19 protein-coding genes and 1 pseudogene are annotated in these 26,691 nt (G+C 65.7%); 15 read left to right on the top strand and 5 right to left on the bottom strand.

Annotated features, from left to right (window positions below):
- Positions 1-46 precede the first annotated feature (46 nt).
- The 10 genes and pseudogenes from wrbA to PX653_RS07980 all read left to right on the top strand — a co-directional run bounded on the left by wrbA (position 47) and on the right by PX653_RS07980 (position 12,102).
- Entirely contained in the window at positions 47-679 is a 633-nt protein-coding gene (gene wrbA / locus PX653_RS07935; protein ID WP_277417351.1) for an NAD(P)H:quinone oxidoreductase, read from the top strand.
- Positions 676-1,095, top strand: a complete 420-nt coding sequence (locus PX653_RS07940; protein WP_277417352.1) for a DUF2069 domain-containing protein — start codon at positions 676-678, stop codon at positions 1,093-1,095. Before wrbA ends, PX653_RS07940 begins: the two co-directional genes overlap by 4 nt.
- Entirely contained in the window at positions 1,092-2,510 is a 1,419-nt protein-coding gene (locus PX653_RS07945) for an FAD-binding oxidoreductase (protein WP_277417353.1), read from the top strand. Before PX653_RS07940 ends, PX653_RS07945 begins: the two co-directional genes overlap by 4 nt.
- Positions 2,507-2,944 carry a DUF4124 domain-containing protein gene (locus PX653_RS07950; RefSeq protein WP_277417354.1) on the top strand — a complete coding sequence of 146 codons (438 nt, stop codon included), beginning with the start codon at positions 2,507-2,509 and terminating at the stop codon, positions 2,942-2,944. The genes PX653_RS07945 and PX653_RS07950 overlap by 4 nt, the downstream gene beginning before the upstream one ends.
- Before the next feature lie 5 nt (positions 2,945-2,949).
- The gene (locus tag PX653_RS07955) at positions 2,950-5,562 is read left to right on the top strand and encodes an FtsX-like permease family protein (protein WP_371876468.1); all 2,613 of its coding nucleotides are present in this window, start codon (positions 2,950-2,952) and stop codon (positions 5,560-5,562) included.
- Positions 5,562-6,635, top strand: coding sequence for a lipocalin-like domain-containing protein (locus PX653_RS07960; RefSeq protein ID WP_277417355.1), 1,074 nt, complete (start codon positions 5,562-5,564; stop codon positions 6,633-6,635). The genes PX653_RS07955 and PX653_RS07960 overlap by 1 nt, the downstream gene beginning before the upstream one ends.
- Positions 6,636-6,683: 48 nt before the next feature.
- Complete coding sequence (locus PX653_RS07965) at positions 6,684-8,576, top strand: ABC transporter transmembrane domain-containing protein (RefSeq protein ID WP_277417356.1); 1,893 nt, start codon at positions 6,684-6,686, stop codon at positions 8,574-8,576.
- Positions 8,573-9,676, top strand: a complete 1,104-nt coding sequence (locus PX653_RS07970; protein WP_277417357.1) for a threonine aldolase family protein — start codon at positions 8,573-8,575, stop codon at positions 9,674-9,676. Before PX653_RS07965 ends, PX653_RS07970 begins: the two co-directional genes overlap by 4 nt.
- A pseudogene (locus PX653_RS07975) lies at positions 9,673-11,072 on the top strand (DEAD/DEAH box helicase). Before PX653_RS07970 ends, PX653_RS07975 begins: the two are co-directional and overlap by 4 nt.
- Before the next feature lie 58 nt (positions 11,073-11,130).
- Entirely contained in the window at positions 11,131-12,102 is a 972-nt protein-coding gene (locus PX653_RS07980) for a thymidylate synthase (RefSeq protein ID WP_277417358.1), read from the top strand.
- 152 nt (positions 12,103-12,254) lie between these two features.
- Here PX653_RS07980 and PX653_RS07985 read toward each other — a convergent pair whose 3' ends face one another.
- Positions 12,255-12,905 (bottom strand): DJ-1/PfpI family protein, encoded by a 651-nt coding sequence (locus tag PX653_RS07985; protein ID WP_277417359.1) that lies wholly within the window; start codon positions 12,903-12,905, stop codon positions 12,255-12,257.
- A gap of 47 nt (positions 12,906-12,952) precedes the next feature.
- Positions 12,953-14,428, bottom strand: coding sequence for a M48 family metallopeptidase (locus PX653_RS07990; protein ID WP_277417360.1), 1,476 nt, complete (start codon positions 14,426-14,428; stop codon positions 12,953-12,955).
- Between the two features lie 183 nt (positions 14,429-14,611).
- On the opposite strand from PX653_RS07990, the gene PX653_RS07995 reads away from it, so the two are divergent.
- The 5 genes from PX653_RS07995 to PX653_RS08015 all read left to right on the top strand — a co-directional run bounded on the left by PX653_RS07995 (position 14,612) and on the right by PX653_RS08015 (position 21,376).
- Complete coding sequence (locus PX653_RS07995; protein ID WP_277417361.1) at positions 14,612-15,103, top strand: dihydrofolate reductase; 492 nt, start codon at positions 14,612-14,614, stop codon at positions 15,101-15,103.
- A 7-nt stretch (positions 15,104-15,110) separates the two neighbouring features.
- Complete coding sequence (locus tag PX653_RS08000; RefSeq protein ID WP_277417362.1) at positions 15,111-15,278, top strand: hypothetical protein; 168 nt, start codon at positions 15,111-15,113, stop codon at positions 15,276-15,278.
- Between the two features lie 225 nt (positions 15,279-15,503).
- The gene (locus PX653_RS08005) at positions 15,504-17,756 is read left to right on the top strand and encodes an arginine/lysine/ornithine decarboxylase (protein WP_277417363.1); all 2,253 of its coding nucleotides are present in this window, start codon (positions 15,504-15,506) and stop codon (positions 17,754-17,756) included.
- A 244-nt stretch (positions 17,757-18,000) separates the two neighbouring features.
- A complete protein-coding gene (locus tag PX653_RS08010) occupies positions 18,001-19,362 on the top strand; it encodes a sigma-54-dependent transcriptional regulator (protein WP_277417364.1) in 1,362 nt (453 codons plus the stop codon).
- A gap of 109 nt (positions 19,363-19,471) precedes the next feature.
- Positions 19,472-21,376: a hypothetical protein gene (locus PX653_RS08015; protein ID WP_277417365.1), complete on the top strand. Its 1,905-nt coding sequence runs from the start codon at positions 19,472-19,474 to the stop codon at positions 21,374-21,376.
- A 424-nt stretch (positions 21,377-21,800) separates the two neighbouring features.
- Here the strand turns inward: PX653_RS08015 and PX653_RS08020 are convergent, their stop codons facing one another.
- The 3 genes from PX653_RS08020 to PX653_RS08030 are packed head-to-tail and all read right to left on the bottom strand — an operon-like array spanning position 21,801 to position 26,566.
- Positions 21,801-23,231, bottom strand: a complete 1,431-nt coding sequence (locus PX653_RS08020; protein ID WP_277417366.1) for a hypothetical protein — start codon at positions 23,229-23,231, stop codon at positions 21,801-21,803.
- A 45-nt stretch (positions 23,232-23,276) separates the two neighbouring features.
- The gene (locus PX653_RS08025) at positions 23,277-25,391 is read right to left on the bottom strand and encodes a peptidase domain-containing ABC transporter (protein ID WP_277417367.1); all 2,115 of its coding nucleotides are present in this window, start codon (positions 25,389-25,391) and stop codon (positions 23,277-23,279) included.
- Between the two features lie 14 nt (positions 25,392-25,405).
- Complete coding sequence (locus tag PX653_RS08030) at positions 25,406-26,566, bottom strand: HlyD family secretion protein (RefSeq protein ID WP_277417368.1); 1,161 nt, start codon at positions 26,564-26,566, stop codon at positions 25,406-25,408.
- Between the last annotated feature and the right edge of the window lie 125 nt (positions 26,567-26,691).

Consider the following 26,691-nt stretch of genomic DNA (forward strand, 5'->3'; position numbering starts at 1 on the left):
GCGCGCCGTTGCCTGAAAGTCCATAAAGGGCCATATAATACCAACGATGAACGCACCCAATCCGATTATCCTCGTCCTGTACTATTCCCGGCACGGCGCCACCCGCAAACTGGCCGAGCTCATCGCCCAGGGCATCGAAAGCGTCCCCGGCTGCGATGCCCGGCTGCGCACGGTCCCCGCCGTCTCCACCGTCGCCGAGGCCACCGCCCCGGATGTCCCGGCCGATGGCGCTCCTTACGTCGAACTGGCCGACCTGGAGGAATGCGCCGGCCTGGCCGTCGGCTCGCCGACCCGCTTCGGCAACATGGCATCGGCCATGAAGTATTTCTGGGACGGCACGTCGAGCCAGTGGCTGTCCGGCGCGCTGGCCGGTAAGCCCGCCTGCGTGTTTACGTCCACCGGCAGCCTGCACGGCGGCCAGGAAGGCACGCTGCTGTCGATGATGATCCCGCTGCTGCACCATGGCATGCTGGTCATGGGGCTGCCGTACACGAATCCCGACCTGATGACCACGTCCTCCGGCGGCACCCCTTATGGCGCCAGCCACTGGGCCGGCCTGGACGGCAAGAAGCCCATCACGGACGAAGAAAAGCGCCTCGCCGTCGCGCAAGGCCGGCGCCTGGCCGAAGCGGCGCTGCGGCTGGCCGGCCCCGTCCCGGCCACCGCCAGGAGCGCATGATGCCGGGCCTGCGCCAGAGGATCGCCTGGTGGGGCGCGCTGCTCAGCGTGGCCCTGCTGGTGATCTGGTGCCTGCTGTGGGAGCTGGTGCTGGCGCCGCTGCACCCGGGCGGGTCCTGGCTGGCCCTGAAGGCGGTGCCGCTCGTGTTCCCGCTGATCGGCGTCATCAAGCGCGACCTGTACACCTTGCAGTGGACGTCGATGATGATCCTGCTGTACTTCACCGAGGGCGTCGTGCGCGGCTGGAGCGACCGCGCCATGCCGTGGCTGGGCTGGGGCGAGGCGGCCATCGTGTTCGTGTTCTTCTGCTGCGCGCTGGCGTACGTGCAGCCGTACAAGCGCGCCGCCAAAAAGGCTGCGCAGGAACTGCTGGAAAAAGTCACGCGCGGCACGAACGCGCCCGGCGGCCGGCCATGAGCGCTGAGGCGCAAGCCTTTCTCGACACTTGCCGCGCGCTCGTCGGCGCCGCCCACGTGCTGCACGAAGCGGCCGACATGGCGCCGTTCCTGCGTGACTGGCGCGGCCGCTTCACCGGCAGTGCACGTGCGGTACTGCGCCCTGGCAGCGTCGAGGAGGTGGCGGCGCTGGTGCGTGCCTGCGCCGCCGCGCGCGTGCCCATCGTGCCGCAGGGCGGCAACACGGGCCTGGTGCTGGGCAGCGTGCCCGATGCTGCCGGCACCGCCGTCGTGCTGTCGCTGGCGCGGCTGAACCGCGTGCGCGCCGTCGATGCCGTCAACCGCACGATGACGGTCGATGCCGGTTGCATCCTGCAGCAGGCGCAGGAGGCGGCGGCCGCGCACGACTGCCTGTTCCCGTTGTCGCTGGCCGCCGAAGGCAGCTGCACGATCGGCGGCAACCTGTCCACCAATGCGGGCGGCACCGCCGTGCTGCGCTACGGGAATGCGCGCGAGCTGTGCCTGGGCCTGGAAGTGGTCACGCCGCAGGGCGACATCTGGTCCGGCCTCGCCGGCCTGCGCAAGGACAATACGGGCTACGACCTGCGCGACCTGTACATCGGCGCCGAGGGCACCTTGGGCATCATCACGGGCGCCGTATTGAAGCTGTATCCGCAGCCGAAGGCTGCCATCACGGCGCTGGTGGCGCTGGCCAGCCCGGCGCACGCGCTGCGCCTGCTGTCGCTGCTGCAGGACCGGGCCGGCGCCAGCCTGACGGGGTTCGAGCTGATGTCGGCGTTCTGCCTGCGCCTGGTCGCAAGCCACTTTCCGCAGCTGCCGCGCCCCTTCGCGCAGCAGCATCCGCAGTACGCGCTGGTCGAGCTGTCCAGCAGCGAATCGGCGGCGCACGCGGTGGCGCTGCTGGAGCAGGCCATCGGCGCCGCCATCGAAGAGGCGGTGGCGCTGGACGCTGTCGTCGCCGCTTCCGTCGCCCAATCGCGCGGCCTGTGGCAGTTGCGCGAGCACATTCCGCTGGCGCAGGCGGCGGCCGGCAAGAACATCAAGCACGACATCGCCCTGCCGGTCTCGCGCATCGCCGACTTCATCGCCACCACCGAACCGCTGCTGCAGCAGGCCTTCCCCGGTTGCCAGCTGGTCTGCTTCGGCCACCTGGGCGACGGCAACCTGCACTTCAACGTGGCGCCGCCGGCGGGCATCGGCAATGAAGCCTTCCTGGCCAACCAGGAAGCCGTCAACCGCGTGGTGCACGACAGCGTGGCGCAACACGGCGGCTCGATCTCGGCGGAACACGGCATCGGCGCGCTCAAGCGCGACGAGCTGGCGCGCTACAAGAGTCCCGTCGCCCTGCAGCTGATGCGCGCCATCAAGGGCGCGCTCGACCCGCTGAACATCATGAATCCGGGGAAGATCCTGTGAAGACCGTCGCCTTGCTGGCCGCCGCGCTGGCTTTGTCCGCTTGTTCTCTTCCCGCCGACGCGCAGGTCTACAAATGCACGGTGGACGGCAAGGTCACGTATGCCGATGCGCCGTGCCAGCGGGGCAAGCAGGATACGCTCGCCGTGCCCGCCGCACCGGCGCCCGCGCAGGACGCACCGCGCGAACTGGCGCGCCTGCAGGCGCACAGCGAGCGGCTGCAGCGCGAGCGCGAAAAGCGCGAGGCCGCGCAGGAACGCAGCGATGTCAGCGCCGACCGGGCCGCCGCGGCGCGCCGCCAGCGCTGCGACAAGGCCAAGCTGGAACGGCGCTTGGCGGAAGACGAAATACGCAATGCCTCGCCACGGCAGCTGGAAGCGGCCCGCGCCCGCGCGCGCCGGGTGGCCGCCCTGATGGCGCTGGAGTGCCCTACTTGAGCGTCGTGCACGAGCCACCGGCACGCAGGGAACTCCCGCCGCGCCAACGCCAGGCCGGCCTGCGCCGCCTGTCGCGCTGGCTGCTGCTGGGCGAGTGGCGCGCCCACCCCGTGCGTGCGCTGATGGCGGTGGCCGCGATCGCCGTCGGCGTGGCGCTGGGCTTTGCCATCCACCTGATCAATGCCGCCGCGTTCAACGAGTTCTCGTCCGCCATCAAGAGCCTGTCCGGCCAGGCCGACGTGCAGGTGTCCGGCACCGAGCCCACCTTCGACGAAGCCGTCTATCCAATGCTGGCCCAGCTGCCCGACGTTGCCGTGGCCTCGCCGGTGCTGGAATTCGCCGCGTCGATGCCGGACGGCCGCCCGCCCCTGAAAATCGTCGCGCTGGACGTGTTCCGGGCCGGCTTCATCACGCCGGACCTGGTGGGCGCGCCCGCCAACGCCGAAGCGATCGACACGCTGGCGGACGACGCCCTGTTCCTGTCTGCGGCCGCGCAGCAGTGGCTGGACGTCCAGCCCGGCGCCACCGTCGCGTTCCAGGTCGGCACCGTGCCGCTGGCGCTGCGGGTCGCCGGCGGCCTGCAGCGCGCCCGCGTGGGCCAGCGCCTGGGGGTGATGGACATCGGCGCCGCCCAGTGGCGCTTCGGCCGCGTGGGCCAGCTGTCGCGCGTCGACCTGAAGCTGCGCGATGGTGTCGACCGCGGCACCTTCCAGGCGGCGCTGGACGAGCGCCTGCAGCGCGACTATCCGGGCCGCTTCCGCGTGGGCCAGCCCAACGACGCGGACCAGGAAAGCCGCAACAGCAGCCTGTCGCGCGCCTACCGCGTCAACCTCAGCGTGCTGGCACTGGTGGCCCTGTTCACGGGTGCGTTCCTGGTGTTCTCGACGCAGGCGTTGTCCGTGATGCGCCGGCGCAGCCAGTTCGCGCTGCTGCGCGTGCTGGGCCTGGAGCGGGGCCGCCTGCTGCGCCAGGTGCTGCTGGAGGGGCTGGCGCTGGGCCTTGTCGGCGCCCTGATCGGGATCGCGGCCGGCTACGGCATCGCGGCCGCCGCGCTGCGCTTCTTCGGCGGCGACCTGGGTGCCGGCTACTTTGCCGGCGTCCAGCCGACGGTGCAGTTCACCCCCGTGGGCGCCCTGGTGTACTTCGCGCTGGGCGTGGGCGTGGCGCTGCTGGGATGCGCCGCCCCGGCTTGGGAAGCGGCGCGCGCCACGCCGGCCGTGGCCCTCAAATCCGGTTCCGACGAGGTGGCGCTGGCCCGCCTGGCGCCCGCCTGGCCCGCGCTGGCCTGCATCGCTCTCGCCGCCGCCATGAGCCAGGCGCCGCCCGTGTTCGAACTGCCCGTGTTCGGCTACCTGTCGATCGCGCTGCTGCTGGTCGGCGGCATCGCCCTGATGCCGCGCATCGCCGCGCTGACGTTTCGCCTGCTGCACCGCGGCTGGCTGGCGGCCACGCGCACGCGCCCTGCCGCACCGGCCGTGCCCGCCCTGACCCTGGCCCGGCTGGCCAACGCGTCGAGCCAGGCCGGCGTGGCACTGGGCGGCGTGCTGTCCAGCTTCAGCCTGATGGTCGCGATGGCCATCATGGTGGCCAGCTTCCGCATCTCCGTGGACAACTGGATCCTGCAGGTGCTGCCGGCCGACCTGTACGCCCGCACTGCCGCGGGCGGCGCCACGGCGGGCCTGACGCCGCGCGAACAAGAGGCCATCCGCGGCACGCCCGGCATCGCCCGCGCCGAATTCATGCGCCTGGGCGCCGTGTCCCTGTCGCCGCAGCGTCCGGCCGTCGCGCTGCTGGCGCGCGACATCGACCCGGCCCACCCGGACCGCACGCTGGTCCTGGTCGGCAGCGCCGCCATCCGTCCGGCCGGCAACACGCTGCCGCCGGCATGGGTGTCCGAAGCCATGGCCGACCTGTACGGCATCGTCCCGGGCAGCACGCTGCACCTGCCGCTGCGCGGCGCGCCGCGGCCGTTCTTCGTGGCCGGCGTCTGGCGCGACTACGCCCGCTCGACGGGCGCCGTGCAGATACCGCGCGACGCCTACCGCCGCATCACGGGCGACGCGGATGTCAGCGACGCCGCGCTGTGGCTGGCCAAGGGCGCGACGGTGGGCGACGCCCAGGCCGCCCTGAAGCGGCTGCCGTTCGGCAAGGCGCTGGACATCACGGCGCCCACCGAGATCCGCGCGCTGTCGCTGAAGATCTTCGACCGCAGCTTTGCCGTCACTTACCTGCTGGAGGCCATCGCCATCGTCATCGGCCTGTTCGGCGTGGCCGCGACGTTCTCGGCGCAGACGCTGGCGCGCGCCAAGGAATTCGGCATGCTGCGCCACGTCGGCGTCACGCGCGGGCAGGTGCTGGGCATCCTGGCGCTGGAAGGCGGCGCGCTGACGGCGCTGGGCATCGGCACGGGCTTCGTGCTGGGCTGGGCCATCAGCCTGGTGCTGGTCCATGTCGTCAACCCGCAGTCGTTCCACTGGACGATGGAAATGCACTACCCGTGGCCGCTGCTGGGCGCCGTCGCCGGCGCGCTGCTGGTGGCGGCGATGCTGACCGCGCTGGTCGCGGGCCGGCAGGCGCTGTCCGGCGGTCCCATTCGCGCCGTCAGGGAGGACTGGTAATGCGCCGCTGGCTGTTGACTGTCGTACTGTGCGCGCCCGCGCTGGCGGCGCCGCCCGCCTTCCAGCCCGTCACGCCGCTGCCACCCGGCCGTTCGCTGGATTTCCCGCGCGACTTCGGCGCCCACCCCGGCCACAAGACGGAATGGTGGTACGCGACGGGCTGGCTGACGACGCCGGACGGCAAGGCGCTGGGCTACCAGGTGACGTTCTTTCGCAGCGCCACCGGCCTGGATGCGCAGAACCCCAGCCGGTTCGCACCGAAACAACTGATCGTCGGCCACGCCGCGCTGTCCGATCCCGCCCAGGGCAAGCTGCTGCACGACCAGCGCAGCGCCCGCGAGGGGTTCGGCCTGGCCTACGCGAAAACGGGGGACACGGATGTCAAGCTGGACGACTGGCGCATGGTGCGCAAGGCCGACGGCACCTACGACGTGGCGATCCGCGGCGCCGGCTTCACGCTGCGGCTGGCGCTGGCGCCCACGCAGCCGGTGCTGCCGCAGGGCGTCAACGGCTACTCGCGGAAGGGACCGCACCCGGCGCAGGCCAGCTACTACTACAGCAAGCCGCAGCTGCGCACGACCGGCACCGTCACGCGCGCGGACGGCCGTCAACAGCAGGTCACCGGTACGTCCTGGCTCGATCACGAATGGTCGAACCAGGTGCTGGGCCCGGATGCGGCGGGCTGGGAGTGGATCGGTGCCAACCTCGACGACGGCGGAGCCCTGATGGCCTTCCAGATCCGCTCGCGAGGAGGTGCTAAACTGTGGGGCCACGCGACATGGCGCGACGCGGCGGGCAAGGTCACGCAGTATGGCCCCGAAGCCGTGAGCTTCACGCCCCGGCGGCGCTGGCGCTCGCCGCGCACGAATGCCGAGTATCCGGTGGCGCAGCACCTCGTCACGGGCGGTACCGGCTGGGACATCGCACCGCTGCAGGACGACCAGGAACTGGACTCGCGCCGCTCGACGGGCGCGGTGTACTGGGAAGGGGCCGTGACGGTCAGCCGCGACGGCCGTCCGGTCGGGCGCGCCTATATGGAACTGACGGGCTATGTCGCGCCGATGAAGCTGTAGAACAACAACCATGCAATCAACGACACTGCCCGCAAGGCAGCCATCACAATGAGCAACGGCACCACCAGCAGTACTAGTACCGGCAGCACCAGCAGCACCGGCGGCAGCGCGCAGCAGACTCCGACAGCGACCCAACGCGAGCAGCAAAAAGGCAGCCTGGCCGCCCTGCGCGGCCTGGCGCCGTTCCTGGCCCCCTACCGCCTGCAGTTCGTGCTGGCGGGGATCGCGCTGACGGTGGCCGCCGGCGCCACGCTGGCGATCCCGTACGCCTTCAAGCAGATGATCGACCTGGGCTTCGGCGGCAAGGCGGGCATCGACAGCGCGGGGCACGTCAACGCCGTGTTCCTGGCGCTGTTCGGCGTCGCCACCGTGCTGGCGCTGGCCACCGCCGCGCGCTTCTATACGGTGTCGTGGCTGGGCGAGCGCGTCACGGCCGACATCCGCGCCGCCGTCTACCGCCACGTGGTGCAGCAGAGCCCCGCCTTCTTCGAGACCACGCAGACGGGCGAAGTACTGTCGCGCATCACCACCGATACCACGCTGATCCAGGCCGTGGTCGGCACCAGCATTTCCGTCGCGCTGCGCAACCTGCTGCTGTTCGCCGGCGGCCTCGTGATGCTGTTCGTGACGAGCCCGAAGCTGTCGTCCATCATCCTGGGCCTCCTGGTCTTGACCATCGTGCCGATCGTGATGTTCGGCCGGCGCGTGCGCAAGCTGTCGCGCGACTCGCAGGACCGCGTGGCCGACGCCTCCGCCGTCGCGGGCGAGATCCTGAACGCGATGCCGACCGTGCAGGCGTTCACCCACGAGCACATCGAGACGGCCCGCTTCGGCGCCTCCGTCGAGAGCGCGTTCGTCACCGCCATGCGCCGCATCCGCGCCCGCGCGCTGCTGACGATGCTGGCCATCGTGCTGGTGTTCGGCACTATCGTGTTCGTGCTGTGGCTGGGCGCCCACGCGGTCCTCGAAGGGACGATGTCGGGCGGCGACCTGGGCCAGTTCATCCTGTACGCCTCCATCGTGGCGGGCGCCATCGGCGCCCTCTCCGAAGTGATGGGCGAGGCGCAGCGCGCCGCCGGCGCGACCGAGCGGCTGCTGGAACTGATGGCGGTGCGCTCGGACATCCAGTCGCCGGCGCAGCCGGTGGCGCTGCCGCCGCGCGCGGCCACCGGCGCGGCCCTGAGCCTCGCCGGCGTCACGTTCCGCTACCCGTCGCGGCCCGACAGCCCGGCGCTGGCGCACGTCGACCTGGACATCCGGGCCGGCGAGACGGTGGCCATCGTCGGCCCGTCCGGCGCCGGCAAGACCACGCTGTTCCAGCTGTTCCTGCGCTTCTACGATCCGCAGCAGGGCACTATCCGGCTGGACGGCGTCGACATCCGCCAGCTCGACCTGCACACCCTGCGTGACGCTGTCGGCATCGTGCCGCAGGATACCGTGATCTTCTCCGCCAACGCGATGGAGAACATCCGCTACGGCCGCGCCGGCGCGACGGACGCGGAAGTGATCCAGGCGGCGCAGCTGGCCGCCGCGCACGATTTCATCGAACGCCTGCCGCACGGCTACCAGTCATTCCTGGGCGAGCGCGGCGTGCGCCTGTCCGGCGGCCAGCGACAGCGCATCGCGATCGCCCGCGCCCTGCTGAAGAACCCGCCGCTGCTGCTCCTGGACGAAGCCACCAGCGCGCTCGATGCCGAATCCGAGCGCCTGGTGCAGTCGGCGCTGGAGGCGGCCATGGTGGGCCGCACCACCGTCATCATCGCGCACCGCCTCGCCACCGTGCAGCGGGCCGACCGCATCGTCGTGATGGAAGACGGGCGCATCGTGGAAGTCGGCACGCACCGGTCGCTGGTCGCGCTGGGAGGCGTGTATGCCAACCTGGCCGCCCTGCAGTTCCACAGCGTGCACGTGACGCCGATGCCGGTCGAGGCTGCGCAATGACCCCCGCCGTCGACGAAAGCGCGCTGCGGCGCGCCTGCCGCGCGGTACTGCCCGGCCACCGCCAGTCCACCCCGGCGCAGGCATTCGCCGCGATGGCCGCGTGGTGCGAGGACAACGCCATCGAACACGATGTCTATGGCGAGGGGGACCTGATCGAGGGCCTGGAACGCAAGGTCGCCGCGCTGCTCGGCATGGAGGCGGCCGTATTCTGCATCACCGGCACGATGGCGCAGGCCACGGCGCTGCGGCTGGCCTGCGCGGCGCGCGGCAGCGATCTGGTGGCGCTGCATCCGACGGCGCACATCCTGAAGCACGAGCGCGCCAACCACCAGCTGTTCGGCCACTTCACGGCACTGCCGACCGGCAGTCCCTACCGCCCGTTCACGCTGGACGAGCTGCAGGCGATCCCGGACCGGCTGGGGGCCGTGGCGCTGGAGCTGCCGGCCCGCGAGATCGGCGGCCAGTGCCCGCCCTGGGACGACCTGACGGCGCTCAAGGACCACTGCGCCGCCGCCAACGTGCACCTGCACATGGACGGCGCCCGCCTGTGGGAAGCGGCCGCCGGCTACGGTCGCCCGCCCGCCGAAGTGGCGGCGGGCTTCGATTCGGTCTACGTGTCGCTGTACAAGGGCATCGGCGGCCTGGGCGGCGCCGTGCTGGCCGGCCGGCGCGACTTTGTCGAGCAGGCACGCGAATGGTACCGCCGCCAGGGCGGCAACCTGATCCACCGTACACCGTACGTCGTGGCGGCGGCGATGCAGCTGGACGCGCGCCTGGCCGCGATGCCGGCGTACTTCCGCCGCACGCAGTGGCTGTTCGAGGCGCTACGGGGCTATCCGCTGCTGCGACCCAACCCCGAGCGGCCGCAGGCCAACCTGCTGCACCTGCACCTGCCGGTCGCGCGCGACACGGCACTGGCGATCCGCAACCGCATCGCCCAGGAACACCAGGTCTGGCTGCACAACCAGGTGCATCACGCGGCGCTGCCGCGCACCAGCTACACGGAGTGGTACGTGGGCGACAACCTGCTGGCCCTCCCCGACGACACCGTGCATGCCGCGCTGGCAGCGTGGCACGCGGAACTGGAGGCGGCACGATGAGCTTCGCCGCATTGCAACTGATCGATCCGCTGCTGCGCACCCTGGCGGACCTGGGCTACGACGCCCCGACCCCGGTACAGAAACAGGCCATTCCCGCCGTGCTGGCGGGGCGCGACCTGATGGCCGCGGCCCAGACGGGCACGGGCAAGACGGCCGGCTTCGCACTGCCGCTGCTGCAGCGCCTGACGCTGGCGGGCGCCGTCGGCCCGCACGGCGTGCGCTGCCTGGTGCTGGTGCCCACCCGCGAACTCGCCGAGCAGGTCTACGACAGCTTCCGCCGCTATGGCGCCAGTCTGCCGCTGCGTTCCTTCGTGGCCTATGGCGGCGTGCCGATCGAGCCGCAGGTCAGCAAGCTGCGCAAGGGCCTGGACGTACTGGTGGCAACGCCGGGCCGCCTGCTCGACCTGCTGCGCCAGGGCGCGCTGACGTTCACGCAACTGGAGACGCTGGTGCTGGACGAGGCCGACCGCATGCTGGACCTGGGTTTCGCGGCCGACCTCGATGCCGTGTTTGCCGCCCTGCCCCCGCGCGCCAGACCTTGCTGTTCTCGGCCACGTTCTCCGACACGATCCGCGCGCTGGCGGGCCAGCTGCTGCGCGACCCCGTCTCCGTGCAGGCCAGCCCCGCCAATGCGGCCGCGAAAACGGTGCGCCAGCTCGTCTACACGACGGACAAGAAGGCCAAGCCGGAACTGCTGGTGCATCTCGCCCGCCAGCAGCGCTGGGGCCAGGCGCTGGTGTTCGTGAAGACCAGGAAAGGCGTCGACCAGCTCGTCGCCATGCTGCAGGATGAAGGCTTCAGCGCCGAGGCGATCCACGGCGACCGCCCGCAGCCGGCCCGCCTGCAGGCGTTGAGCCGGTTCAAGCAGCAGCAGGTACAACTGCTGGTGGCCACCGACGTGGCCGCACGGGGGCTGGACATCCAGGCGCTGCCGCTGGTCGTCAACGTGGACCTGCCGACGGTGGCCGAGGACTACGTGCACCGCATCGGCCGCACGGGCCGCGCCGGCGCGGCGGGCCAGGCCATCTCGCTGGTGGCGGCGGACGAAGTCGAGCTGCTGCGCGCGATCGAGACGCTGATCAAGCAGGTGCTGCCGCGGGTCGAGGAGCCGGGCTTCGAGGCGAACCACCGGGTACCGTCCACCGGCGTTGCGCCCAAAGCCGCTGTGCCCGCGCGTCCTGCCCGGTCGCCACGTCCCGCCGCGGCCAAGCCGCAAGGCACGGCGCCCCGCCCCGCCGGCGGTTTTGAAAAAGCGCCGATGGCACCGGCCGCGCCGGCTCGCAAGCCGCGCAAGCCTGCCGCGCCAGGCGTGGCGCCAAAGACGTACGGTCCACAGCCAGGCGCCAAGGCGGGAGGCAGGGCCAAGGCCGAGGCCAAGGCCAAGGCCAAACGGTAACGGCGCGCATGATAGAATCGCGGGCTTTGCGCCGCGCGCACGCTTTACGGAGAACCGCATGCAGCAGTACCAGCAACTGATCGAAACCGTCCTTGCCGAAGGCAGCTGGCAGGACAACCGCACCGGCATCCGCACGTTGTCCGTGCCGGGCGCGATGATGCGCTTCGACCTTGCCAAGGGCTTTCCGGCGGTGACGACGAAGAAGCTGGCGTTCAAGTCCGTCGTGGGCGAGCTGTGCGCCTTCCTGCGCGCCTCGCGCAGCGCGGCCGACTTCCGCGCGCTGGGTTGCAAGGTGTGGGACCAGAACGCCAACGAGAACCGCCAGTGGCTGGACAATCCGTTCCGCGCCGGCACCGACGACCTGGGCCCCGTGTATGGCGTGCAGTGGCGCGAATGGCCGGCCTACAAGCTGCTCGATGCGGCCGCCACGGCGCAGATCGATGCCGCCCGCGCCAACGGTTTCAGCGTCGTCGCGCCGCTCAGCGACAATGGCGTCGAGCGCGTGCTGCTGTACAAGGCGGTGGACCAGTTGCGCGAATGCCTGGACACGATCGTGCACAACCCGGGCAGCCGCCGCATCCTGTTCCACGGCTGGAACCCGGCCGTGCTGGACGAGGTGGCGCTGCCGGCGTGCCACCTGCTGTACCAGTTCATCCCGAACGCGACAACAAAAGAGATCTCGCTGTGCCTGTACGTGCGCAGCAACGATATCGGCCTGGGCACGCCGTTCAATATCGCCGAAGCGGCCGTGCTGCTGGCCCTGGTGGGCCGGCTGACGGGCTATACGCCGCGCTGGTTCAGCTACTTCGTCGGCGATGCGCACATCTATGAAAACCACCTGGACATGGTGCGGGAGCAGCTCCAGCGCGAGCCGTATCCGCTGCCGCGCCTCGTGATTGCCGACCGCGTGCCCGCGTTTGCCGAGACGGGACGGTACGAGCCGGCGTGGCTGGAGCGGATCGAGCCGTCCGATTTCAGCCTGGAAGGCTACCTGCATCATCCGCCGCTGACCGCGCCGATGGCGGTGTAAGGGAACGAAGGGCGACTGCGACGGTTGGGGTCTGTCCCTGCAAGGGACTGACCCCGGTTTCCTTCTGCGGCGGACGAGTGCCGGGAACCCAGGCTGTGCGATCAAAACCGGGGGCAGTCCCCTGGCGCTGCCGACGGCCGAGGTCAGCGCCCTCACTTCCCGGGGACAGACCCCTGCTGCTCCGGCTGCATCGACTGGATCAGCGCATGGAACCACTTCGCCTCGCGCGTCCGGTGCAGCTGGTACCACGCCTCCAGCGTGGCCGGCCGCATCACGTCCAGCAACTTGAACACCTCGTGCGCGAACTCCAGCGGCGCCAGGCCCGTGGCGGTGATCAGGTTGCGGTCGCGTACTGCGGGCTCCTGCCGGTACAGGGCCGCGCCCTGGTAGCTGGGGCACGTCTCCTTGAGGAAATCGAGATCGTTGCTGGTGTGCGCATGCCGGTCCAGCGCGCCCACCTGGGCCAGCCCGTTGGTCGCGCCGCAGATCGCCGCGACGTTGTGGCCCTCGTCCAGCCGGGCGCGCGCGAATGCCAGCGCCGCCTGGGCTTGCGGCTGGTCCCAGATGTCCGCACCGGGCAGCAGCAGCAAGTCGCCTTGCGCCATCGCCACTTCGTCCAGGCGCAGCGCCGGCGTCAGCGCCATGCCGCCCATGCTGTGCACCGTCGCCTCCGTCGATCCCACCAGGACCAGCTCGAAAGGTGCCAGCGGATTGGCAAAGAAGCGCCGGCTGTGCAGTTCGGCCGTCAGATAGCCGATTTCCCAGTCGGCCAGCGTCTCGACCACGGCCAGATAGACTTTCATGGTGCCTCCTCGGGTGTGTGGATGACGGACCAGTATAGCGCGGCGCGTCAGGACGGTGGCTGCACCAGCTCCAGCCAGCGCCCGGCCGCATGGGCGTCCTGGGTGCGCAGCAGGAACTGGTGACCCTGCATGGCGGCGCTCTGGACCAGCGCGGGATCGGTGGCGGCGGCGACCTGCAGGTAGCGCAAGCCTTGTGCGTCGTCGGCATCGAGCAGCAGGCGTCCGTAGTGGAACGCCGCCTGCGCGTGCGGACCGTCCGGCTGCGCCAGCAGGCGCGCCAGCAGCGGGCGCGCGGCCTGCGGCGTGTCGAACTCCGTCGTCAGCAACGCCAGCTCTTCCAGCTGGGCCGACGCCAGCGTGGCGACGTCCTGCGCGGCCAGCAATTGCAGGCGCTGGCGTGCCTCGCGCGCCTGGCGGTAGCGCTGCTCCCAGGCCCGCCCTTCGCGGCGCCACCACAGCGCGTCGAACTCGGCGACCAGCCGGCGCGTCGTGGCGGGACCCAGCAGCACGTCGGCGGCGGTGCGCTCCAGCGCCGGCGGCAGCGCCGCCGCCACGCCCATCGCGGCCAGCCGTTCGCGCAGGCAGGGATGCGTGTCGTGCCGGCCAGAACGCTGCGCCAGCGCGGCCTCCAACCGCTCCGGCCGGGCCCATTGGGGATGGCCGGCACGGAACGCGGTGCGCATGGCGGCGTATGGCATGAATGGCGGCCGCACGGCACGGTCGGCCTGGCGCAGCAGCGTGGGCCAGAAGGTCTCGTGCAGCCAGCGCATCTGCAGCGTGTCGCGCACCAGGCCGCGCGCGTTGACGGTGGCCCCCACCAGGGCGGTGGCGGCGCGGTCCGCTTCGTACTCGTGCTGCCGCGCCAGCACGAACGTGACGGCGTTGTAGTAGGCCAGCGCGGCGTCCAGCCAGCGCCCGCGGAAGCGCTCCTGCGCCTGCTCGGACAACGTGCCGACCAGGCGGCGCTGGCGGTACACCCATGCCTGCAGCGGCGCGCGGCCGCCGCCCAGGTGACCCAGTTCATGCGCCAGCGTGGCGAACAGCTCGCTGGTCGACACCGCCAGCAGGTACGGCAGGCCGACCATCAGGTAGTTGGTGCGGCGGCCCCACAGCCCGCCCCAGCGCGGCTGCTGCAGCACGGCCGCGTTGTAGCGCGCATCCACCAGCACGTGGTGGATCGGCGGCGTCGCCATGCGGGCGCTCATCCGGTCGAGGGCGTCGAACAGCGCTGGCGCCTCCGCACGCGTCAGGCGCCGTCCTTGCGGCGTTGGCACGCGCGGCCACAGCAGCCACTTCAGCGTCAGCGCAGCCAGCGCGCCCAGCACTGCCGCCGCCAACGTGGCATCCGGCGGCAACAGCTTCAACAGCGCGTGACAGGCCAGCCAGGCGGCCAGCAGCAACGCCAGCTCGGCACCGTACAGGCCCAGGCTGACGAGCAGCACGCGCGTGCGAAACCGCGCGGGCCGCGCACGCGACTCCTGCTCCAGCCGCTCGATCAATGCCGCATAGCCCTGCAGATCCACCCGCGCTCCCTTATCCGATGCAAAAAGTCGTTACGATAAAGGAAACACGGCCCCGCAATTCTCTCCAATACTCACGAAGTGACTTTATTCTCGGAAATATTTGTCAATTTGTCGGGCGGCCGCCAGGCATGCGGACTAGCCCCTATAATACGGGCCGCAACGAACCCTCTTTTACAAGACCCCATGACGCAACTCGCCATCATCGTCGCCGTCGACCGCAACCTCGGCATCGGCCGCGACAACCAGCTGCCCTGGCACCTGCCGGAAGACCTCGCGCACTTCAAGCGCCTGACGACGGGCCATCCGATCGTCATGGGCCGCAAGACGTTCGACTCCATCGGCCGCCCGCTGCCGAACCGGCGCAGCATCGTCGTCACGCGCAACCCGGACTGGCGCCACGACGGCGTCGAGGCCGTGGGCTCGCTGGCCGAGGCGGTGGCGCTGGTGGGCGATGCGCCCGCGTTCATCATCGGCGGCGCGCAGATTTTCGCCGAGGCGCTCGGCGTGGCGGATCGCCTGATCGTCACCCATATCGACCGGGTGTACGACTGCGACACGTTCTTCCCGCCGATCGACGCGACCGTGTGGCATGAAACGGAGCGGCAGGCGTATGATGCGGCCAGCGGCGTGGGATATGCGATCGTCACCTACCAACGCCAACCAGCACAAGGATAGCCAACAGATGTCAGGACACGGTTTCCACGTCCACGGCCCGCACGGCCTCGCGGTCGACCATGCCGGCCAACGCCATGCCAGGGCCGGCGCCGGCCTCGCGCCGGACATCCTTGCCTGGCTGCGGATGGACCCGCTGGGCACGCTGTCCGGCGCCGCCACGGCCGGCGGCCGCTGACGTCGCCGCGGTCATGAGCACGCGGATGCCGGTGGTAAAAATTCATTGGAATTTTTTCACCGGACGCGCGCGATTTCTGCGAGAATCCCGGTTCTTTTTTTTGGGGGCGCCGCGCGCCCCATATTGGCATCCCGCCGCCCGCCAGGCCCCGGCCCACGCGTGCAGCGCGCCCCGCCCGCTCCGGTTATCGAATGACCCGGGGCGGTTCTTCTTTTTGGAGACATCATGAAATTTCGTTTCCCCATCGTCATTATCGACGAGGACTTCCGTTCCGAGAACACGTCCGGCCTGGGCATCCGCGCCCTGGCCGCGGCCATGGAGAAGGAAGGCATGGAAGTGCTGGGCGTGACCAGCTACGGCGACCTGGCGCAGTTCGCGCAGCAGCAGTCGCGCGCATCCGCGTTCGTCCTGTCCATCGACGACGAGGAATTCGGCGGCGGCTCGATCGAGGAAACCGACCATGCGCTCAAATCCCTGCGCGCGTTCGTCGAGGAGATCCGCTACAAGAACGCGGACATCCCGATCTACCTGTACGGCGAGACGCGCACGTCGCGCCACATCCCGAACGACATCCTGCGCGAGCTGCATGGCTTCATCCACATGTTCGAGGACACGCCGGAATTCGTCGCGCGCCACATCATCCGCGAAGCGAAGTCCTACCTGGACGGCCTGTCGCCGCCGTTCTTCCGCGCCCTCGTCCACTACGCCAACGACGGCTCGTACTCGTGGCACTGCCCGGGCCACTCGGGCGGCGTGGCGTTCCTGAAGTCGCCGATCGGCCAGATGTTCCATCAGTTCTTCGGCGAGAACATGCTGCGCGCGGACGTCTGCAACGCCGTGGAAGAACTGGGCCAGCTGCTGGACCACACGGGCCCCGTCGCCGCTTCCGAGCGCAACGCGGCACGCATCTACAATGCCGACCACTGCTACTTCGTCACCAACGGCACGTCCACGTCGAACAAGATGGTGTGGCACTCCACCGTGGCGCCGGGCGACATCGTCGTGGTCGACCGCAACTGCCACAAGTCGATCCTGCACTCGATCATCATGTGCGGCGCGATCCCCGTGTTCCTGATGCCGACCCGCAACCACCTGGGCATCATCGGACCGATCCCGCTGGAAGAGTTCACGATGGAGTCGATCCAGAAAAAGATCGAGAACAACCCGTTCGCGCGCGACGCCGCCAACAAGAAGCCGCGCATCCTGACCATCACGCAGTCCACCTACGACGGCGTGGTGTACAACGTCGAGACCCTGCGCGAAATGCTGGACGGGAAGATCGACACGCTGCACTTCGACGAAGCGTGGCTGCCGCACGCCACCTTCCACGACTTCTACAAGGACATGCACGCGATCGGCAAGGACCGCCCGCGCGCCAAGGAGTCGATGATCTTCTCGACGCAGTCCACCCACAAGCTGCTGGCCGGCCTGTCGCAGGCGTCGCAGGTACTGGTGCGCGAGTCCGAGACCGTCAAGCTGGACAAGGATGCGTTCAACGAAGCCTACCTGATGCACACGTCGACCTCGCCGCAATACTCCATCATCGCGTCGTGCGACGTGGCGGCCGCCATGATGGAAGCGCCGGGCGGCACGGCCTTGGTCGAGGAATCGATCCTGGAAGCGCTGGACTTCCGCCGCGCGATGAAGAAGATCGACGAGGAATGGGGCCAGGACTGGTGGTTCAAGGTGTGGGGTCCCGACACGTTCGCCGAGGAAGGCATCGGCACGCGCGAGGACTGGATCATCCGCGCCGAGGACGACTGGCACGGCTTCGGCAAGCTGGCGCCGGGCTTCAACATGCTCGATCCGATCAAGGCCACGATCGTCAACCCGGGCCTGTCGCTGGAAGGCCAGTTCGCCGACTCCGGCATCCCGGCGTCCATCGTCACCAAGTACCTGGCCGAGCACGGCGTCATCGTCGAGAAGTGCGGCCTGTACTCGTTCTTCATCATGTTCACGATCGGCATCACGAAGGGCCGCTGGAACACGCTCCTGACCGCCCTGCAGCAGTTCAAGGACGACTACGACAAGAACGCCCCGCTGTGGCGCATCCTGCCGGAGTTCTCGGCCGCGAACCCGCGTTACGAGAAGATGGGCCTGCGCGACCTGTGCCAGCAGATCCACGACTTCTACAAGGCCTACGACGTGGCGCGCCTGACGACGGAGATGTACCTGTCGGACATGATCCCGGCGATGAAACCGTCGGACGCCTTCGCCAAGATGGCGCACCGCGAGATCGAGCGCGTGGCGATCGACGACCTGGAAGGGCGCATCACGTCGATCCTCCTGACGCCTTACCCGCCGGGCATTCCGCTCCTGATCCCGGGCGAGCGCTTCAACAAGACGATCGTCGACTACCTGCGCTTCGCACGCGACTTCAACGAGCGCTTCCCCGGCTTCGAGACGGACGTGCACGGCCTCGTCAAGCGCGAAGTCAATGGCAAGCGCGATTACTTCGTCGACTGCGTGCGCCAGTAAGCATTGTTGTCAGCATAGGACGAAAAGGCGGCTGCGGCCGCCTTTTTTCTTGGGCGTGGTGGCAGAGCCACGATAGAACCGTGGGGATCGCGCGGTAGCGTGGACTGTCGCGATACGTTTGGCGACAAATTCGCGACCCGCCAGGTGCCAATGATTACATCTGTTCACGTGCCTGCGCTGCTATATTGAACGACAGGGTCCGGTTGCAAAGGGCCTGGCCGGTGCGTTCGTGCGGGAGGTGGCGATGGCGCTGTCGATCTGGATGCAGACCTTGGGCACGCCCGCCGCCGGTACCGAACCGCTGCTGCGTGACGCCCTCGACGCCGCGGGCATCGCCGTCCAGGCCGAGCCGGCGCGCGGCTTCGGCGTGCTGCTGTGCGGCGGCTGCGGCGGCGCCAGCGACCGGCTCCAGGCGGTGCAGGCGCTGGCCGGCCAGGCGGCCGTGCTGGCCGTCGACTGCGCGCCCGAGCCGCTGGCGCCCGATGCCATGTGGGGCATGCTGGAAGCAGGCGCGACCGACCTGCTGCCATTCAGCTCCGCCGAGCTGTGCGCCCAGCAGATCGTCGCGCGGCTGCAGCGCTGGGATGCCGTGCAGCGGCTGATGGCGTCCACTGCCGTGCAGGGCTGGCTCGTCGGCGACAGCCCCGTGTGGCGCGCGCTCGTGCACAGTGTCGTCGAGGTCTCCGCATTCACGCAGTCGCCCGTGCTGATCACAGGCGAGACGGGCACCGGCAAGGACCTGATCGCACAATTGATCCACAAGCTGTCCGGCACCACCGGCGAGCTGACGGTGCTCGACTGCACTACCCTGTCGCCGGAACTGGCCGGCTCCGAACTGTTCGGCCACGAACGGGGCGCGTTCACGGGCGCCACCAACGCGCGCGACGGCGCCTTCGCGATGGCCGACGGCGGCATCCTGTTCCTGGACGAAGTGGGCGAACTGCCGCTGCCCCTGCAGGCGCAACTGCTGCGCGTGATCCAGGAGCATAAATACAAGCGCGTGGGCAGCAATATCTGGAATCCCAGTCATTTCCGGCTCGTGTGCGCGACCAACCGGGACCTGGAAGCGGATGTCGCGGCCGGTACCTTCCGCGCCGACCTGTACTACCGCATCGCCGCGTGGCGTTGCCGGCCGCCGCCGCTGCGCGAGCGCAGGAGCGACATCCTGCCGCTGGTCGAGCACTTCCTGCGCCAGCTCGACCCCAAGGGCCAGGGCCGCCCGCTCGACCCGGCCGTGCGCGAGTACCTGCTGGCGCGGGAATACAGGGGCAATGTGCGCGACCTGCGCCAGACGGTCGCGCGCATCTGGTACCGCCATGCCGGACCGGGCCCGCTGACGATCGGCGACGTGCCGCCGGACGAGCGGCTGCACGGCGCGCCGGCCTGGCCCGACCAGCCGTTCTGCGACGCCATCCGCCATGCCGTCGATCGTGGCGTCGGCCTGGCGCGGCTGGGCCAGGCCGCGGCCGACCTGGCGATCCGCGTGGTGCTGGAACAGGAAGGCGACAACAACCAACGGGCCGCCCAACGGCTGGGCGTCACGGACCGGGCCCTGCAGATCCGGCGCAAGGCAGCACGAGAGGAACAGGCGGCCGGCCGGGAATGACTGCGCAGTCATCCTTTCTTATTATTTTTTTGCTATCATGCCCACTCCGAAAAAATAACCAGGAGTCAACATTACTTTCAACAAAGTAGTTGCTGGCGCCGTTGCCGGCGTGCTGGCGTTGTGGGCCGGCAGCGTGGCCGCCCAAGAGTGCGAAGCCACCTGCTTCAAGAAGCGCTGGGTGTACTGGGGCGGCAACCTGATGGTCACGGAACGCGACGCGGCCGGCCTGACGCCGTTCGAGAGCTTCAACGCCCTGCTGCCGAAGATCAAGGCGGCCGGCTTCAACGGCGTCGCGCTGAACCTGGGCGGCGACGGCGGCTACGTGCAACTGGTAAACCCGGCTACTTCCGTCGAGCGCAAGAAAGCGATCAGCGATCGCATCAAGCTGGCGATCGGCAATGCCAACGCGGCGGGCCTGGAAGTGGTGCCCATCGGTGGCCACCCGGAGCTGGTCAGCCTGCTGCGCCCCGAGCTGCAGGAAGCCTTCCCGACCACCACGCCCTACAAGGCGGTAGCGGGGGTCGCCAGCGTCGTCAACGCAGGCAGGAACGTGTTTCCCGAGGCGGCCGGATTCGAACTGAATGCATCCGGCTGGGCTGTCGACGCATTCAATGCTACCTATCAGGCGGGTGTGGAGATCGATCCGACGGTCGGCCATGACAGTGCCCGGTCGATGCGGATGCAAAGCTGGCAGGCACTGCCGGCGGGAAAAGACTGGGCTGCCAGCCGCCTGTACCGCAAGCTGACGCTCAAGCCGCACACCGCTTACCAGGTGTCGTTCTGGCTGAAGCCGGGGGCGATGACGGCGCCGGAAAAACTTCAGTTCTTCATCCAGACGTCGGATAGCCAGCCGGTCGCACCGCTGTACCGGCACGCGAGCCAGGCCCTGGGCTGGGGTTCGACGACGACCGGCGACTGGAACAAGGAAGGCAATTCGACGCTGTTCGCCGCCCAGGCGAAGGAAGCCGCCGCCGGCCGACCAACCTGGCAGCAGTACAACGTCCAGTTCAACAGCGGCAACTTCACCGAGGCGTATGCGTACTTCGGCATGTACGGCGCGATCGAAGGCGCCAATACCGTATGGATCGACGACGTCAAGCTCGAGGAAATCGGCATCACCCACCCGGTCGAGCGCGTGCCGGGCGACTATGTGGTGACCCGGACCAGCGACGGCAAGGTCCTGACGTCCGGCGATTACGCCGTCGCCGGCGACAAGCTGACCATCCACAACAAGGACATGGCGAATGCGGACCTGAAGGTCGCCTGGCGCCAGTCGCCCAAGCACATGTTCAAGGGCGTGGCGGCGGTTGCCTGCGACGCCGGCGACTTCTACAACGTGCAGGAAAACTACTACGTCAACGCGATCGCGCCGCTGTTCAACAACCAGAGCGCCAGCGCCGTCACCGGCAGCCCGAAGAAGTACTTCATGTACTACGACGAGATCCCCGTGCTGAACTGGGAGCAGAACGACAGCCGCTGCAGCCGCAAGTCGGCCGGCGACTACCTGGGCCACATGGTGCGCAGCGTGCAGAACCCGCTGGAGAACGCCGGTGTCGAAACGTTGACGTGGAACGACATGTTCGACCCGAACATGAACGCCATCGCCCGCTACCACCAGGTCAACGGCAGCCTGCTGAAGACGGGCGCCGCCACGAGCTTCAAGACGGGCAACGACAGCATCGACCTGCATCCGGATACCGTCATCGTCAACTGGACCGGGGGCGAACAGTTGACTGATGCGGCGCAGACCAAGCGGCGCGACTCGCTGCTGTACTTCCGCCACTATCCGCAGGTGATCGCCCTGTACTACGAGAAGAAGGACACCACGACCGCCTGGCTGAACGCGCTGACCGCGGCCTACGAAAAGGAGAAGGAGCTCGACCCGCCGGCCTCCTTGAAGATCGACGGCATCATGTACACGACGTGGTTCAACAACTACGGCGACCTCGATGCGGTGGCGGAGCAGATCCGCAAGTCGCCTTACGCGAAGTACTGGCCGAGGCGTACACAATAAGCTTCTCGTACGGGCGCCGATCCGCATGGCGCGAGCCGCGAAGCGGCGCCCGTGGCAGGAGGTGGTACCTCGTTGATCTCCGTGGGGGCCAGCCCTTCGGTCGGCTCCGTGCCCCCACTGCCCGCGTTCCAGGGCCTGGTGCGTTCCGTCTTGCCGCTGTCTGGCCAGCCAGCCTTGAACAGGGACGAACGGCATCACGCCAATCGCAACGACCTCCTGAAATGCGGCACGTCATAACGCACGTGGATGCTATCCCACCGGACCAGCAGATCCTTGCGCATGGCCCCCGTAACCAGCACATGGCTGAATGCGCACAGCCCCGCTCGCTACGTTACCGCCAGTGAGCAGAGTATTCTGCGCCGCCGGCAGTCGCAACAGCGTGCTACAACGCGCGCGCAGCGCTGAAATGAACGTCGAAAAAGCTTCAATTACCGCACAACGACAGCTGTACGTCACGGATGGCGGTCAATGCGCGTTCTGCCGCCAGCAGGACTTCCGCATTGCTCACCTCAGCCAATGGATCGAACTGCAGAGAGAGGTGGGAATAGGTGTATGGTACTGACACAAACCGGCTCCGCCCATCAATCGACAGTGCTCCAAGGTCCGCTAACGCAGGGCGTTCAGACAGCTTCATATACGGTGGCACATCCGAGGCCCTCAGGGGCTTCCCCGAGTCAGCTGCGCGCTTTAACTTGTCGAACCGCGTTTTAGCTATACTGGAAAAAAGTTCTTTATAGAAGAGCTCGAAAGTCAGTGCATAGTGATATGTTCCCGCAAGAATCAGCTGATTGAACAGCGTGACATAGGTAAATTTATTATCCGTGGACGCCATCACGGCAATCGTGCCGATCGTTGCCAGCGCTTCGTTGATGCGTCTACGCGAGTAGACTACGTTGCCGACAGTGACTTCGCGCGTTCCGAGCCCGGCGCACGAATTCCTGGCGATGGTATGCAAGACTTCATGCACTTCCGTTTCGTTGCGGAGCGCAGGCGCCAACTCTGGACGCTTTTTTACATAAGCAACCTCCGCGATGTCGTCGGAAAACAGGACGATTGTCGGCAGCCCGCTTCTTACGTCAACTTCCCCATCAAGACCGCATGACTGGCGCGCTCCGTCCATCGAGTACAGCCGAGAATCCGTCAGTATTGTCCGCGGCCCACCGGCATATTTTCGATCGAACAGACTGTCGATTGCCAAGTTTCGAAACGGATTCGCGCCAAGAAAAGACGACACATCCGCAGATTTGTACGACTTCTCCCTTCTCTCAACCCTGGCGAAACAAAGGCTGGGGAAGAAGAGGTCTGGCAAGCCCTTCACGGTCCTGTTCTGGATCCTCGGTAGGACGTAACTGTCCACCGACGCCGCTACGCCGGCCAGCAGTCCCATGAACTCCCTGGAATGAAGAAACGCCGCTTCTGTGGACGAAAAGGAGTACCTACCCAGGAACGCGGGCGCCGGTGCCGAAGTTCGTAGGCCGATCGATTCTAGGAAAGCTCTTTCGGCGTCAAGCATGGCGTCGCCTGCCGATTGCACCGCGTACCGCAAGTAGATCTCGCGCCAGAGCCTGGAAGACGGCTGATCATCAAGATCAGCCAGGTCGTCGATTAGATCTCCATATAGTACCTTGACACTTGCTTCAAATTGGGTGAGCGCAGTAATCGTATGAGCTTTGGAGCGCTGCCCTAATTGAAGCCCTTTTCCATAAAATTTGGCTTCAGAGAGGCTTGCCTCGTGCTCCGAAACCCTTTCCACAGGATCACGACCAGCATCGAAACGTCCAGATGGGACTGGGCATAGAAGAGTAATGACAGCTAAGAAACCGATACTAGCGGCGGCGTGCTTCTTGAATATCATCAGAGAACCGGGTAATTAGAATACATTGATAGAATCAGATACAGATTACTCATTGCGTGACGTTCTTTCGAACACCTCGTGACTATCACGAATCACGCTCCCCTTGTCTAAGAGAATCACTCTATTGGCCATTGAGATGGTTTGGGGACGATGTGCCACCATTACCCTGGTGATGCCCAGTTCCGCAATAGCAGAACAGATCGCATTCTCATTATCACCATCCAGATGACTCGTAGCTTCGTCGAGAAACAAAATTTTCGGTTTTCTAAACAGCGCTCGTGCAAGCAGAATTCGCTGCTTTTGCCCCCCCGACAGGACCGTACCCATGTCTCCCACCAGCGTATGGTAGCCCATCGTCATCTTCCCGATCTCATCATGAATATTGGCTGCCTTGGCACACTCTTCAACCCAGTCAACAGACGCGCTTGAGTCGAAGAAGCAGATATTATCATATATCGACCCGGCAAAAAGGTGGTCGTCCTGCATAACTGTCGCAAAAGTCTCTCTATAGCTTTCGACGCCGATTTTCTCGACAGGCACGCCTCCCAGTGTTAAGTCACCAATATCAGGTCGAATTATTCCCTGCATGATTTTTAGCAGTGTCGTCTTGCCACACCCGGAAGCGCCAGTAATCGCCAAACACTCACCAGGCGCGATCTTGAGATACTCAATATTAACTACGTTAGGTTCGCCTGGAGCGTAGCGGAACGACAGGTTTCTGATTTCCAGTGTCAAATCCTCCGGAACAGTACAGCGCCCTCCCTCTTTCTCTTTCTCCGTCAGAACGATGTCTGCGAGCCTTTCTGTAGAGACAGAAAGCATCTTAAATTCGACGAAGCAATTGATCAGGTTGTTCGCTCTGAGCGTGAACTGATCTTTGTAGCTAATAAACGCGAATAACATTCCCAGAGACATCGATTTTTCGATGACAGCACTAGCGCCGAGCCAGAATATTAGCGCCTTCTCCAATGCCGAAATGTACGCCCAGCACGTCATGAAGAGCAGACTCATTTTCTGCAATATTAGTCTGGCATTTAATGCTTCTACTGAATGCTGGACCCACCCGTCACGGCGCTCACGTTGACGATTCAGCATTTTTATGCTGCGGACGCCGCGAATGGACTCGAGGAAATAGCTCTGCTCAGCAGCAACCTTCGCCACAACACCGGTCTCTGCATTTTTTTCGGCATCATATCTTATCCAACGGAATACAATATAAACTAAGACTGCTCCAAGCGAGACCAAGGTGAGATTTTTGTTGTAAACGAACATCATCGCCAGCATCCCCACAACGAGAACCCCATCAAGGATTGCGTCAATCGACGTGTGGGTAATCGTGTTTTCGATCGTCTTTATCGCCTGAAACCTGGAGACAATATCGCCTATATGCCTGCGCTCGAAGTACTCGATTGGTAGCTTTAGCATGTGCCCCATCACATTAGCGGCCCATTGCATGTTAAAATTTGTACTAATGTATATGGCTGTCCAGGTCCTCACAGCAGAGATGGTCGCGTTTATGATAGGGATCAGCGCCATGCCGATGCACAGAGTCGAGAGCAACCCAGCATTTCCAGAAATGAGTGCCTCATCAGTGATCCATTGAGTCATCATTGGCGGTAATAGCGCGAAAATTTCCATTACGATCGCGAGGCCAGCCATTTGCAACACGCCACGCTTCAGACCAACTACCCGTCCGATCAATGGGCGAATCGCGATCTGTCCGGGTGCCACTTTCCGTCGGAAATCCAGCCCCGGAGTCAGTTCCAAGGCAATGCCGGTGTAGTGTTCAGAAACCTGCGAAATGCTGAGCCGGATCGGGCCAATGGCTGGGTCGATAATCTTCGCGCCTGCCTTACTGATAGATGTCAGTACTACAAAGTGATTGCGATTCCAATGAAGAATGGCTGGCAGCCGAAGTTGAGGCAATTCATCTAAGTCAGCCTTAACGGCTCTAGATGACATCCCCAACTGATCCACAATGGAAACCACTCGGTCAAGGGCGACGCCTTTCAGCGAAATGGAAAATGATTTCCTCAGTTCAGTAAGATTGGTATGGAAGCCATAATATGACGTCACCATTGCCACACAGGCGAGCGCACATTCGGAAGCTTCTGCCTGAAGTATTACCGGGACCGCCTTTTTAAATTGAAAATTCAGCATAATAACGATCTCCCCTATTTATTTCGCATACTATATAACGGTGCCAATATCCACTCAAATAAATACCGGGTATCGAGCTCAATCCTGGCAGATAGCTGCATGCCGGCGAGAAGTTTCTGTTCCTTCCCGTACGCGTTGATATAGGTTTTATCTAGCGCCACGCGAATGGTATATAATGCCTCTCCGGTCAGGTTGCTTGCTTGCAAACGATTCCCTGCAAATAATTCTGACGGTGGCGTCGGACTTTCAGCAATCGATGTTACTGTACCTTGGAGAATCCCAAATTTCTGGTAGGGATAGGCGTCAAGCTTCATGACTACCCGTTGGCCTACTTTGACAAATCCCAGTACGCGGCTGGTAGCATACAACTGAGCCTTTAATTCATTGTTTGCTGGCAATACCGTCGCAAGTGGAAGACCCGAATATGCGGTCTGGTTTTTTGCCAGGATTATCGACGAAACTACGCCATCGCACGGAGCAACGATAGACCATTGACCTTGAAATTGATGCAGGCGTAGTTCGGCTTCGGCTTTTTCAATGGACCGGCGAATTTGCGTTTCAGCAAGGGTAGCATTCAGTACTGCATTTGCTCTTTCCAGAGTCATCCGATTTGTTTCTGCCTCGTTGTTTGCGACCATCTTCCGTGTTGACTGCAGGTTACTCCGGTGGTTGAGAACTTCCTCTCTTTTTTGGCGAACCAGAATGTCCGACGCAAATCCCGACGTGAGCAGTTGTTCGAATCGAGCTGCCGTTTGTTGTGAAGATTGCACAAGATCCGAACGAATACTTATTTCCGTTTCTAGTATCTTCCGCTCTTTCATCAGGGCTGCTAAATTTTGATCGAGCGCCGAAGCCCTTAGCAAATTCAGTTTGGATGTCGTATCCAGCTCTCCACGAAGCTCGGCGATCTGTTTTACTAAGCCAGCCTCAAGAGTCAAGGCAACGTTTTGCCCTGCCGCGCCCGAGCTATCGGATCCAAATACAAAAAGCACCTGGCCTTTTTTGACTGATTGCCCTTCCGCGACATGGCTGCTCCTCAGGACACCAGTTTGAGGAGCAAATATCTTTACTACACCACCAGCAGGTTCCAATACACCCACAGTATCACTGTGGCGTGCATACTGCACCGTCAATAAACAAAAAATGAATATTGCTACCAGAGCGAGCGCGCCCATAAGCAGCGCATAATTGGAAATCGGGTATATCAGCGTAATGGTGCCTTGATTCCGCGTGGAACCTTCCCTGTAAACCTCCTCACGGAACAAATTTCTATTTTTTGACAATTACTTTACCTGTTATA

The sequence above is a fragment of the Pseudoduganella chitinolytica genome, assembly GCF_029028125.1.
In the GTDB taxonomy this organism is placed as follows: domain Bacteria; phylum Pseudomonadota; class Gammaproteobacteria; order Burkholderiales; family Burkholderiaceae_D; genus Rugamonas; species Rugamonas chitinolytica.